Below are 12,488 nucleotides of genomic sequence, written 5' to 3'. Positions count from 1 at the left end.
TAGCGATGCAAGCGCCGTATGACCGTGAACGCGGCCAGGCGCCGGACGGCGGCGACCGGTCCGGTTGGTCGGAGCACGGTCCCGAGCACGGCGGCCAGCCCTACGCTGAGCCCCCGCATCCCGGCTACGACCAGAACGCCGGCTACTCCCCCTACGCCCAGCAGCCCGGGCAGCACCAGGGTCCCCAGCAGCCCGGCGCCTACGACCCCTATCTCGCGGACAGCTACGGGCACGACCCGTACGCCGACCGCGACCCGCTGGCGCAGGACCCGGTGGGCGAGGCGCTCTACGACCGCACCGCCCATCCTCCGCAGCCCAACGCCCAGCAGTACCAGCACCCCCAGGGCCCTCAGCAGCCCCAGGGCCAGTACGGCGGCTATCCGCAGCAGCCCGGGCAGCAGCAGTACCAGGACCCGCGCTGGGCGTCCGGCTACCAGCAGGAGCCGCAGGCGGGGCCCTACGGTCAGCAGCCCCCGGGGCCCTATGACGCCGGCCAGTACGGGGGGAACGCCGCCGGTTACCCGGCGCAGGGCGGACAGCGGCAGCCCCCCGCGCAGCCGGACGACGCGTTCGCGTATCTCTTCCGCGACCAGCAGCACCCGGGAGCCGCGCCCGCCCCCGCGCCCTATCCCCAGCACGCGCAGCAACCACCGCAGACGCACTACGCGCACCACCCGCACCACCCGCAGCAGCGCCACCCCCAGCACGAGCAGTACGCGCCCCAGGAGTCGGCCCCACCACCGTCGCCTCCCGCGCCGGCCGCCGCGCCCGCGCCGGCGGCCGACCCGACCCCGGCGCCGGCCGAGACCTCGGGCGGGGGCGGCGGCAAGGGCGGCGGCATCCTGAGATCCAGCGCCATAATGGCCGCCGGCACGCTGGTGTCCCGGATCACCGGGTTCGTGCGCCAGCTGGTGATCGTCGCGGCGCTCGGCGCCGCCGTGCTCGGTGACACCTACACCGTCGCCTGGGCGTTGCCCTCGATGATCTACTTCCTGATCATCGGCGGCGGCCTCAACTCCGTCTTCGTCCCCCAGCTGGTGCGGGCGATGAAGGACGACGAGGACGGCGGCGACGCCTACGCCAACCGGCTGCTGACCCTGGTCATGGCCGCCCTGGCCCTGCTGGTCGTCGGCGGGATGCTGGCGGCGCCGCTGCTGGTCCGGATGCAGACCGCCAAGTTCGCCAGCGACCCGGCGGCCAACGAGCTGACCATCACCTTCGCGCGCTACTTCCTGCCCACCATCTTCTTCACCGGCGTCTACACGGTGCTGGGGCAGATCCTCAACGCCCGCGAGCGCTTCGGCGCGATGATGTGGACTCCCGTCCTCAACAACATCGTCGTGATCTTCACCTTCGGCATGTTCCTCTGGGTCTACGGCAACCAGGGCAGCTCGGGGATGGACGTCACCACGATCACCCCGGAGGGAGTGCGGCTGCTCGGCATCGGCACCCTGCTGGGGTTGATCGTCCAGGCCGGCGCCATGCTTCCCTATCTGCGGGCCGCCGGCTTCCGCATCAGGCCGCGCTTCGACTGGCGCGGCCACGGGCTCGGCAAGGCCGCCCGGCTGGCCAAGTGGACCGTCGCGTTCGTCCTCGCCAACCAGGCCGCGCTGATCGTCGTCACCCAGTTCGCCACCTGGGCCGGTGACAACGCCGACCGCGCCGGCTTCCCCGGCACCGGCTTCACCGCCTACAACAGCACGCTGCTGATCTGGCAGATGCCGCAGGCCATCATCACGGTCTCCGTGATGGCCGCGCTGCTGCCCCGGCTCTCCCGCTCCGCGGCCGACAACGACACGGCGGCCGTCCGCGACGACCTCTCGCACGGGCTGCGCACCTCGGCGGTCGCCATCGTCCCGATCGGCTTCCTCTTCCTCGCGCTGGGCCTTCCGATCTGCACGCTGCTCTTCAACTCCGCCGGCTCCGAGACCGCGCGGTCCTTCGGCTACATCCTGATGGCCTTCGGCATCGGGCTGATCCCCTACTCCGCGCAGTACGTGGTACTGCGGGCGTTCTACGCCTACGAGGACACCAAGACGCCGTTCTACAACACGGTGGTGGTCTCGCTGGCCTGGATCGTGCTCTCCACCGTGAGCTTCCTGGTGCTGCCCGACCGCTGGGTGGTCGCGGGCATCGCCTTCGGCTACGGCCTGGCCTACGGGCTCGGCGTGGTCGTCGCCTGGCGGCGGCTGCGCCGCAGGATGCGCGTGGATCTCGACGGCGCCCGGGTGGTGCGCACCTACATCCGTCTCTGCGGGGCCTGCCTTCCGGCCGCGCTGGTCGGCGGCAGCGTCGGCCTGTTCCTGCTGGACGCCCTCGGGCAGGGCACGCTCGGCTCCCTGGCGGCGCTCAGCGCCGGCGGGCTGCTGATGCTGGTCGTCTTCTACCTGGCGGCGCGTCGGATGCGTATCCAGGAGATGACGGTTCTGGTCGGCATGGTGCGCAGCAGACTGGGGCGCTGAGCTGGGCGCACGCACGAGCGCCGTGGCCCGGGACACCCCCGGGCCACCCTCCGTACAACCTCCCGGCGCCCTCACATGTCGTGCGGGGTGACGGAGTAACGGCACAATGAACCTGGCAGAAGTCCACGACCGATAGCCCGAAACGGGGAGGCGGAAGCGACGGTGGCGGAACGGAGCACGGCAACGAGCCCTCCGACGGACCCGGCGAGCGCCGCGGAGGCGCCCGACGCCCAGCGATCCCGGGGCGAGGCCACAGACGCGGCTGAGCAGGAGCGCCCCGCGCCCGTCCCCGAACCGGCAGAGCTGCACAGCGGGCACCGCCTCGCCGGCCGCTACCGGTTGGAGGAGTGCATCACCCGACTGGACGGCTTCAGCAGCTGGCGCGCGGTCGACGAGAAGCTGCGCCGCGCCGTGGGCGTCCATGTGCTGCCGGCCGACCACGAGCGGGCGCCCAAGGTGCTGGCCGCTGCCCGCGCGACGGCCCTGCTGCGCGACCCGCACTTCGTCCAGGTGCTCGACGCGGTCGAGGAGAAGGGCCTCGTCCACGTCATCCACGAGTGGCTGCCCGACTCGGTGCCGCTGCACACCCTGCTGAACTCCGGCCCGCTGGACCCGCACGAGGCACAGGCCCTGGCCGGCCAGGTCGCCGACGCGATGGCCGCCGCCCACCGGGAGAACCTGGTCCACCTCAGGCTCAACCCGGCCACCGTGTTGCGCACGGGCCCCTGCCAGTTCCGCATCCGTGGGCTCGCCGTCGACGCCGCGCTGCGCGGAATCGAGTCCGACGATCCTCAGCGCGCGGACACCGAGGCGATCGGGGCACTGCTCTACGCGGCGCTCACCCAGCGGTGGCCCTACCCCGAGGGCGTCTACGGGCTCAGCGGCGTCGGCGGGCTGGGGCGGGGGGCGAGCGAGCCGCTGCTCACCCCGGACCAGGTGCGCGCGAGGGTGCATCGAGGGCTCTCCGAGGTGGCGATGCGCGCCCTGACCAACGACGGCGCCACGGCCGCGAGCGAGAAGCCGGCGCTCACCACCCCCGAGGAGCTGAGCGCGGCGATCGCGGCGCTTCCCAGAATCAGGCCGCCGGAGCCGACCCCTTCCGCGCTGCCGCAGTTCCGCCAGCCCACCACCTACCAGCGGGGCAGCATGGGTGGCGGCCAGCCGCCGTCAGCGGCCCGTCCAGCCGTTCCCGCCGTTTCCGGCCCGGTGCCGCCGCCGCTGGGGGGTCGCTGGGGCACGGCGCTGAAGGTCGCGGTCTCCGCGCTGCTGATCGCGGCGCTCGGCCTGGGCAGCTGGCAGCTGGCGGACGCCCTGCTGAAGGGGGACAACTCGCAGGAGCCCAGCCCGCCCCCCGAGCCCGACAGCGAGCAGAACGCGGACGAACCGGCGGCCGAACCACTGGCCGTCAGCGACGTCATCGAGTTCGACCCGGAGGGGTCAGGGCAGAACCCGGAGTCCGCCCCGCTGGCCGTCGACGACGACCCCAGCAGCTTCTGGCACACCAAGAACTACTACGGTCCCGGCTTCGGCAACCTCAAGGCCGGCCTCGGCCTCATCCTGGACCTGGGCGAGGAGCAGGAGGTCCAGTCCCTTAATGTGGAGGCCCTCGGCGACACCAGCGTCGAGTTCCGCGTCGCTCCGGGTGGGACCACCACGCCCCCCGTCGACGCGGCCGGCTTCACCACGGTGGACGACGCCACCGGCAGCTCACTCACGTTGCAGGGCGACGAGCCGGTGGAGACACGTTTTGTTCTCGTCTGGCTCACCGAACTGCCGCAGGGGGACGACGGCAACTACCGTGGCCGCATCACCGATATCCGCGTCAATCCGTAGCAGGTGCGGGAAACGACGCGCCGACGGGGCAGTGCCCAGGGGGAGAGGGGAGGTCCCGTCGTGAGTAGCCAGGCTCCCAGCGAACCGGCGGTCTCCACCGACAAGGAGCTGCTCGCGCGGCATGTGGACGGGGATCCGGAGGCCTTCACCGAGCTGGTGCGGCGCCACCAGGACCGTCTCTGGCGGGTCGCGATGCGCACCCTGGGGGACCGCGAGGAGGCGGCGGACGCCCTCCAGGACGCCCTGGTCTCCGCCTATCGCTCGGCACACACCTTCCGCGGCCAGTCCGCCGTCACCACCTGGCTGCACCGCATCACCGTGAACGCCTGCCTGGACCGGGTACGCCGGGCCCAGAGTCGGCGCACCGCTCCCATGCCGGAGCCGGAGCGGTTGGAGGATCTGCTGGAGCCCCACGAGTCCGCCGAGGCACCCGCCGAGCGGCAGGACCTGCGTCGTCAGTTGAACTCGGCCCTCTCCGAACTACCGCTGGAGCAGCGCGCCGCCCTCGTGCTCGTCGACATGCAGGGCTACCCGGTGGCGGAGGCCGCCCGCATCCTGGAGACGCCGGTGGGCACGATCAAGAGCCGTTGCGCACGGGGCCGGGCCAGACTCCTTCCCCTGCTGCGCCATCTTCATCCCAAAGCCGCTCCCGATGAGAGCCGTTCAAGGAACCGGACCCTAGGGTCATCCGTCCCATCTCCCAGAGGCGAGGAAAAACCTGGCGCCACCGACAGGGAGGTGGGCACCCATGAGTGAGAGGCACCCCGAGCCCGCCGAGTTGGCGGCATGGGACGAGGATCTGCTGTCACCGTCCGAGGCGGACGTGCTCCGCGAGCACCTTGAGCACTGCGCGTCCTGCGCGACGACCCGTGACGAGCTGGCCTCGCTCCGACAGACGCTCCACGACGAGACCGACCCCGGGCCGATCCCGGACGACGTCGTCTTCCGCATCGACGCGGCGCTCGCGGCAGAGGCATCCCGCCCTCGCGAGCCGTCGGTCGTCGTTTCACGTGAAACAGCACGCAAGAACCGCCGGTTCTCCCGTCACTCCTTCGCGCTCGCCGCCGCGGGCGCCGCCCTGGCCGTCGGCATCGGCGGCGTTCTGCTGGGAACGTTGGGCAAGCACACCGGAGACGGCTCCGATACGGCGGCCGAGCTGGGCCCCGGGCGCGACACCTCCCCGCTCTCCTCCGAGCTTCCGGTCGAGGCGCTGGAGGGCCAGGTGCGGGAGCTGCTGGCGGACTCCGCGCGACCGGAGCCCAGCGAGCAGCAGGAGCCCCCGACAGAGGATCCGCTTCCCGAGCCCGACCCTCCGAGCGAGCCCCCCGTGCCCACGGGTGCGGTGACCGAGGAGCCCACCGAGGGTGCGGAGGAGGAGCCGGGGGAGGACGAGTTCCACGCCCTCAGCGAGATCCCGAGCTGCGTGGACGAGGCGATCGGACGCCCCGAGCAGCCGTTGGCCGTCAACGAAGAGGACTACGACGGCACCGACGCCTATCTGGTGGTCTTCCCGCACGTAGAGGACCCCGCGCTGGTGACCGCCTATGTGGTGGACGCCCAGTGCGTCTCCTCCCCGTCGGCGGTCCCCGGAGAGATCCTTCTTGAGGAGAGCTACCCCCGCGAGTAGCGGTCAGGGCTGCTCCGCCCCGCCCGGCCCGCCTGGGCGGGGCGGGCTCGGGAATCACCTTCGCGTGAACGCCCCCGCGAAGGCCGACGGGCTGGGAATGTCTGGGACCCTGGGAACCGTTAAGCGACTGAGGGCCCAGCCGGGGTCCCGGGTGAGAGACCACCAGACAAGGAAGATACCCGTGAGCGACGTCCGAAACGTGATCATCATCGGCTCCGGACCTGCGGGCTATACCGCCGCGCTCTACACCGCACGCGCCTCGCTCAACCCGCTGGTCTTCGAGGGCTCGGTCACCGCGGGCGGCGCACTCATGAACACGACCGAGGTCGAGAACTTCCCTGGCTTCCAGGAAGGGATCATGGGTCCCGACCTGATGGACAACATGCGCGCCCAGTCCGAGCGCTTCGGGGCCGAGCTGATCCCCGACGACATCGTCTCCGTCGATCTCAGCGGGGAGATCAAGAGCGTCACCGACTCCGCGGGCACCGTTCACCGGGCCAAGGCGATCATCGTGACCACCGGCTCACAGCACCGCAAGCTCGGGCTGCCCTCCGAGGACGAGCTCTCCGGCCGTGGTGTCTCCTACTGCGCCACCTGCGACGGCTTCTTCTTCCGCGAGCAGGACATCGCGGTGGTCGGCGGGGGCGACACGGCGATGGAGGAGGCCACCTTCCTGAGCCGCTTCGCGCGCAAGGTCACCATCATCCACCGCCGGGACACCCTTCGCGCCTCGAAGGCCATGCAGGAGCGGGCCTTCGCCGACCCGAAGATCGAGTTCCTCTGGGACAGCGAGGTCGCGGAGATCCAGGGCACGGACGGCAAGCTCTCCGGGCTCGTGGTGCGGAACACCAGCTCCGACGAGAAGTCCGAGCTCCCGGTCAGCGGGCTCTTCGTGGCGATCGGCCACGACCCGCGTGTCGAACTCTTCAAGGGCGTCCTGGAGTTGGACGACGAGGGCTACATCGCGGTGGACGCGCCCAGCACCCGCACCAATGTCCCCGGGGTCTTCGCCGCAGGTGATGTAGTGGACCACACCTACCGCCAGGCGATCACCGCCGCCGGCACCGGCTGCTCGGCGGCGCTGGACGCCGAACGCTATCTCGCGGCGCTGGCCGATGCCGCGGCCGTGACGTCGGAAGCTCGGGTCTGAGCGGCCCACGTCCAAGACCATCGACCAAAGTTTTTCCCAGACAAAGGAGATGCACCATGGCTGGCGCCACCGTCACCGCCACCACCGCCGACTTCGATGAGAAGGTCCTCCAGAGCGACAAGCCCGTGCTGGTCGACTTCTGGGCGCAGTGGTGCGGTCCCTGCCTTCAGGTCGCCCCGGCGCTGGAGGCCATCGCCGCCGAGAACGCGGAGAAGCTGACCGTCGTGAAGGTCAACATCGACGAGAACCCGGAGATCGCCGCACGGTACGGCATCCTCTCCATCCCGACCATGAACGTCTACAAGGGCGGGGACATCGTCAAGACCATCGTCGGCGCCAAGCCGAAGGCGGCCCTTGAGCGGGACCTCAACGAGTTCATCGGTTGAGTCTCCCCCGAGAAAACGGCCGAAGGGGCCGTCGCGTTTCACGTGAAACGCGACGGCCCCTTCGTCATGCGCGACGTCGAGACGGTCAGCTCTCGGAGGAGGAGCCGCCCTCGCCCTCATCGGACTGCTGCTCGGACTCGGCGGATGCGGAGGAGTCCAGCACCGGCCCCTCGCCCGGGGCCAACTGCCCCAGGATGCGCTCCAGATCCTCTATCGAGGCGAACTCGACGACGATCTTCCCCTTCTTCTGCCCCAGGTCCACCTTCACCCGGGTCTCGAAGCGGTCCGAGAGCCGGTGTGCCAACGTGTCCAATGCGGGCGCGATGCGCTTGCCGGCCCGAGGGCCACGCGCGCGCGTGCTCTTCTTGCTGTCGCTCTGGAGCGTGACGATCTCCTCGACCGCCCGCACCGACAGCCCCTCGGCGACGATCCGAAGCGCCAGCTTGTTCTGCTCCTCCGCGTCCTCCACGGAGAGCAACGCCCGGGCATGCCCCGCCGAGAGCACCCCGGCGGCCACCCGACGCTGCACCGCAGGGGAGAGCCTCAGCAGCCGCAGCGTGTTGGAGACCTGGGGGCGCGAACGCCCGATCCGGTCGGCCAACTCGTCGTGCGTGCACTTGAAGTCCCGCAGCAACTGGTCGTAGGCCGCTGCCTCTTCGAGCGGGTTGAGCTGAGCGCGGTGCAGGTTCTCCAGGAGCGCGTCCAGCAGCATCTTGTCGTCGTCGGTCGCCCGGACGATCGCGGGGATCGCCTCCAGGCCGGCCTCACGACAGGCGCGCCAGCGGCGCTCCCCCATGATCAGCTCGTAGCGGTCCGCGGAGAGCCGGCGCACCACCACCGGCTGCAGCAGACCCACCTCCTTGATGGAGGTGACCAGCTCGGAGAGCGCGTCCTCGTCGAAGACCTCGCGGGGCTGACGCGGGTTCGAGGTGATGGAGTCCAGCGGCAGCTCGGCGAAGTGCGCCCCCGAGACCTCCTGGGGCTGCTGCTCCGCCCCGCCGGCGACCGGCTCCGGGGGCGCCTGCTCGGCAACGGTCCGGCGTTCACGCTCGGCCGCCGGCCCGGTCGGCACCGCGATGCCGCGCTCGGCGGTCAACAGCGGAACCGCGCTGGGCGAGACAACGCTGCCCTTGTCCTTCTCGATGTCCTCGGAACTCTGGGGCGCCGCCGGGATCAGCGCGCCCAGTCCTCGGCCCAGTCCTCTACGTCGATCGCTCACTGAGTCCCCTCCGGGCTGTGCTGCTCCTGCTGCGGGATCGCGCCACGCAACGCGATCTCCCGGGCCGCCTCCAGGTAGGAGAGCGAGCCGCTTGATCCCGGGTCATAGGTGAGGACCGTCTGGCCATAGCTGGGGGCCTCGGAAATCCGGACCGACCGCGGGATGTTGGTGCGGAGTACCTCGTTGCCGAAGTGGCTGCGCACCTCCTCCGCCACCTGGGAGGCGAGCCGGGTCCGGCCGTCGTACATGGTCAGCAGAATCGTCGACACATGCAGCCTCGGGTTGAGATGGCCGCGGACCAGCTCCACGTTGCGCAGCAGCTGGCCGAGGCCCTCCAGGGCGTAGTACTCGCACTGGATGGGGATGACCACCTCGGCGCCGGCGACCAAGGCGTTGACCGTGAGCAGCCCCAGCGAGGGCGGACAGTCGATCAACACATAGTCCAGCGGCTGCTCGTAGGCGCTGATGGCTCGTTGCAGCCTGCTCTCCCTGGCGACCAGAGAGACCAGCTCGATCTCGGCGCCGGCGAGGTCGATCGTGGCGGGCGCGCAGAACAGCCCCTCCACGTCGCGAACCGGCTGCACGACATCGGAGAGCGGCTTGCTCTCCACCAACACGTCGTAGATCGACGGCACTTCGGCATGGTGGTCGATGCCGAGCGCGGTGGAGGCGTTGCCCTGCGGGTCGAGGTCGATCACCAGGACGCGGGCGCCGTGGAGGGCGAGGGAGGCCGCGAGGTTGACCGTGGTGGTGGTCTTCCCCACGCCGCCCTTCTGGTTGGCGACCACCATGATGCGCGTCTCGGCCGGCCGGGGAAGGACACCGCCGGAGAGATGCATGGCGGCGATGGCCTGTTGCGCGGCGCGAGCGACCGGGGCGCCGTCGGCCTGCGGCGGGGCGGCCGTCCCGATGTCAACGGCACCGCCCGGGGCATCCGCCGGTTCGGACCGAGGGCCGGGGACCGGATCGGCCGTCGGCCCAGCAGTGTTGGCGTCGGACCGCAATGGTTCACTCTCCTCGACACGCACAGCCTCTGTGGAGTCAAAGCCTGCCATGTCCTGGGGGTCGTGAACCAGCGAGGACCGCTTACCTGTGGATGAAGGGCCCCCTGTGGATACGGGCGACCCACTTTGGGGTGAAGTTCGGGGACGGCGGGCGCGCGGCTCGGCGGTCGCGCGCCCACGGCTGATGATTCCCTGGAGCAGCGAGCGGCGTTTCACGTGAAACACGATGCCCAGGCTCACTGTCTTGGCCCGGCAGGACACTCCGCCCTCGACGGATTAGCCCGTAATACCGTCGCTTCGGACGAACGTCAGACCCGCACCGCCCCACATGCACCGCTGAATCGGCGCACCCCGGGCGACCGCGGTTCAGCGACGGGGCCGCCGGGACGAGCCTCCGCGCCGGGCCGCCTTGGCCCGCTTGGCGGCGAACCGCACGCCCCCCGGGCTCTCCCCGACCTCGACCCGCACCACCGTGGACGGCGGGTCGACCACGCCCACTCCGGCGTGCAGCACGGAGCTGCGCACCATGCCCAGCTTCGCCAGTGCGCCCCGGGCGGACTTCAGCTCCTCCTCCGCCGTCTCGCCCTTGATGGCCAGCATTTCGCCGTAGGGCCTCAGCAACGGCACGCCCCAGCCGGCGAGCCGGTCGAGCGGCGCGACCGCGCGGGCCGTCACCACATGGACCGGGGTGAAGGTCGGCAGCACCTCCTCGGCCCGGCCACGGACCAGGGAGACCTGTCCTTCCAGCCCCAGCAGCTCGACGACCTCGCTGAGGAAGTTGATCCTGCGCAGCAACGGCTCCAGCAGCGTGATCTGGAGGTCCGGCCGCACCAGGGCCAGCGGGATGCCGGGGAGGCCGGCGCCCGAGCCCACGTCGCAGACCGTGACCTCCTCGGGAACCACCTCGGAGAGCACCGCGCAGTTGAGGAGATGACGCTCCCAGAGCCGGGGCACCTCGCGGGGCCCGATCAGCCCCCGGCTCACTCCGACATCGGCGAGCAGTTCGGCGTAGCGCACGGCGTCTCCGAGCCGGTCGCCGAACACCTTTCGCGCGATCTCCGGGGGCTCGGGGGGCCTGGCACCCGGGGCACGGTCCTGGCTCACGGCAGAACGACCACGCGGCGCTGCGGCTCCTCGCCCTCGGACTCGCTGCGCAGCCCGGCCGCCGCCACCGCGTCATGCACCACCTTGCGCTCGAAGGGCGTCATCGGCTGGAGCTTCACCGGCTCGCCCGTCTCCTTCACCTGCTGCGCGGTCTCCTCGCCCAGCGTGGTCAGCTTCTCGCGCTTGCGCGCCCGGAAGCCGGAGACGTCCAGCATCAGCCGACTCCGCTCGCCCGTCTCCCGGTGCACCGCGAGCCGCGTCAGCTCCTGGAGCGCCTCCATCACCTCGCCCTCCCTGCCCACCAGCTTCTGGAGATCGCGGGAGGTGCCCTCGGAGACGATCGACACCGAAGCGCGGTCGCCCTCGACGTCCATGTCGATGTCGCCGTCCAGGTCGGCGATGTCCAGCAGCCCCTCCAGGTAGTCCGCCGCGATCTCGCCCTCCTGCTCCAGGCGGGTCAGCTCGTCGGTCTCCTCGGCGGGGGCTGCGGTGGTGTCCGTCACGGGTGGGGCTCCTCTACTTCTTGCTCTTGGCCGACGGCTTGGACTTGCGCGACTGGGAGGACTTCTTCCCCTGCTGCCCCCGCTGCTTCTTCTGCGGCTGGGAGCGCTGGGACGCCCCGGCCTGACCGTTCGAGGAGGGCTTGCCGTTCGCCGCGGGCTTGCCGTTCTGGCTCGCGTCGCCCGACTCGGTCTTCTCCAGGGAGGTGGAGGAGGGCTTCTCCAGCGAGGTCGGGGAGGCCGCCTGCTTCTTCGGCTGCTGGCCGGCCGGGCTCTGGCGCTGGGAGCGGGTCTGACGCTTGCGCTGGTTGCGGACGGTCCTGGTGGCCTCGGCCGACTTCGTCTCGGCCTCGTCCTCCTTGGGAAGCTTGCCCTTCTTGCGCAGCCGCTCCTGGCGCTGCTCGAAGGCGATGCTGCCGGGCGTGGGGTTCTTGGTGATCACGTACATCTGCTGACCCAGCGACCAGACGTTGGTGGTCAGCCAGTAGATCAGCACGCCGACCGGGAAGTTCACACCGAAGACGGCGAACATGAGCGGGAAGACGTACATCAGGATCTTCTGCTGGCTCATGAACGGCGACTTGACCGTGAGGTCGACGTTCTTCGTCATGAGCTGGCGCTGCGTGTAGAACTGCGACGCCGACATCAGCACGATCATGATGATGGTGACGGTGCGGACGGTGCCCTGCGAGGCGTCCAGCTCGGCGAGCTTCTCGGCGCCGTCCATGAAGCGGGTCGCGATCGGGGCGCCGAAGATCGTCGCCTCACGGGCGGACTGCACCTGGTCGGCGTTGAGCACGCCGACGGTCTTGTTGCTGGCGATGTGGTTCAGCACCTGGAAGAGCGCGATGAAGAACGGAGACTGCGCCAGGATCGGGAGGCAGCTGGCGAGCGGGTTGGTGCCCGTCTCCTTGTACAGCTTCATCATCTCTTCGGACTGACGCTGCCGGTCGTTCTTGTAGCGCTGCTGGATCTTCTTCATCCGCGGCTGGAGCGCCTGCATGTTGCGTGTGGCCTTGATCTGCTTCACGAAGAGCGGGATCAGGGCGATCCGGATCACGACCACCAGGGAGACGATCGACAGCCCCCATGCCCAACCGCTGTCCTCGTGGAAGATCAGGCTGTAGAGGCTGTGGAACTGGACGACGATCCACGAGACGGCGATATACAGAGGACTGAGGATCGAATTGATCGTGTCCACGG

11 protein-coding genes are annotated in these 12,488 nt (G+C 70.4%); 6 read left to right on the top strand and 5 right to left on the bottom strand.

From position 1 onward, the window contains the following. The first annotated feature begins 5 nt into the window (after nucleotides 1–5). The 6 genes from murJ to trxA all read left to right on the top strand — a co-directional run bounded on the left by murJ (nucleotide 6) and on the right by trxA (nucleotide 7,458). Nucleotides 6–2,462, top strand: coding sequence for a murein biosynthesis integral membrane protein MurJ (murJ, locus tag FH715_RS12640; RefSeq protein ID WP_139644542.1), 2,457 nt, complete (start codon nucleotides 6–8; stop codon nucleotides 2,460–2,462). A 162-nt stretch (nucleotides 2,463–2,624) separates the two neighbouring features. Next, complete coding sequence (locus tag FH715_RS12635; protein WP_246108714.1) at nucleotides 2,625–4,295, top strand: protein kinase family protein; 1,671 nt, start codon at nucleotides 2,625–2,627, stop codon at nucleotides 4,293–4,295. 60 nt (nucleotides 4,296–4,355) lie between these two features. Next, the gene (gene sigM, locus FH715_RS12630; protein WP_139644539.1) at nucleotides 4,356–5,051 is read left to right on the top strand and encodes an RNA polymerase sigma factor SigM; all 696 of its coding nucleotides are present in this window, start codon (nucleotides 4,356–4,358) and stop codon (nucleotides 5,049–5,051) included. Continuing rightward, a complete protein-coding gene (locus FH715_RS12625; protein ID WP_139644537.1) occupies nucleotides 5,044–5,922 on the top strand; it encodes an anti-sigma factor family protein in 879 nt (292 codons plus the stop codon). The genes sigM and FH715_RS12625 overlap by 8 nt, the downstream gene beginning before the upstream one ends. A gap of 181 nt (nucleotides 5,923–6,103) precedes the next feature. Then, entirely contained in the window at nucleotides 6,104–7,072 is a 969-nt protein-coding gene (trxB, locus tag FH715_RS12620) for a thioredoxin-disulfide reductase (protein WP_139644535.1), read from the top strand. A 56-nt stretch (nucleotides 7,073–7,128) separates the two neighbouring features. Beyond that, entirely contained in the window at nucleotides 7,129–7,458 is a 330-nt protein-coding gene (trxA, locus tag FH715_RS12615; protein WP_139644534.1) for a thioredoxin, read from the top strand. An 85-nt stretch (nucleotides 7,459–7,543) separates the two neighbouring features. Here the strand turns inward: trxA and FH715_RS12610 are convergent, their stop codons facing one another. From FH715_RS12610 to yidC, 5 genes are all read right to left on the bottom strand, one after another. Then, nucleotides 7,544–8,677, bottom strand: a complete 1,134-nt coding sequence (locus FH715_RS12610) for a ParB/RepB/Spo0J family partition protein (RefSeq protein WP_139644533.1) — start codon at nucleotides 8,675–8,677, stop codon at nucleotides 7,544–7,546. Further along, entirely contained in the window at nucleotides 8,674–9,732 is a 1,059-nt protein-coding gene (locus tag FH715_RS12605) for a ParA family protein (protein WP_139644532.1), read from the bottom strand. The genes FH715_RS12610 and FH715_RS12605 overlap by 4 nt, the downstream gene beginning before the upstream one ends. A gap of 315 nt (nucleotides 9,733–10,047) precedes the next feature. Beyond that, a complete protein-coding gene (gene rsmG / locus FH715_RS12600; RefSeq protein WP_139644531.1) occupies nucleotides 10,048–10,785 on the bottom strand; it encodes a 16S rRNA (guanine(527)-N(7))-methyltransferase RsmG in 738 nt (245 codons plus the stop codon). Then, a complete protein-coding gene (locus FH715_RS12595) occupies nucleotides 10,782–11,288 on the bottom strand; it encodes a Jag family protein (RefSeq protein WP_139644530.1) in 507 nt (168 codons plus the stop codon). Before FH715_RS12595 ends, rsmG begins: the two co-directional genes overlap by 4 nt. A gap of 13 nt (nucleotides 11,289–11,301) precedes the next feature. After that, nucleotides 11,302–12,477, bottom strand: a complete 1,176-nt coding sequence (gene yidC / locus FH715_RS12590) for a membrane protein insertase YidC (RefSeq protein WP_139644809.1) — start codon at nucleotides 12,475–12,477, stop codon at nucleotides 11,302–11,304. Nucleotides 12,478–12,488 lie beyond the last annotated feature (11 nt).

Origin of the sequence: Streptomyces sedi (genome assembly GCF_006335015.1) — a bacterium.
GTDB classification, from domain to species: domain Bacteria; phylum Actinomycetota; class Actinomycetes; order Streptomycetales; family Streptomycetaceae; genus Streptomyces; species Streptomyces sedi.
The sequence above is the reverse complement of the archived record's forward strand: the minus strand, read 5'-3'. Positions and strand labels throughout refer to the sequence as shown.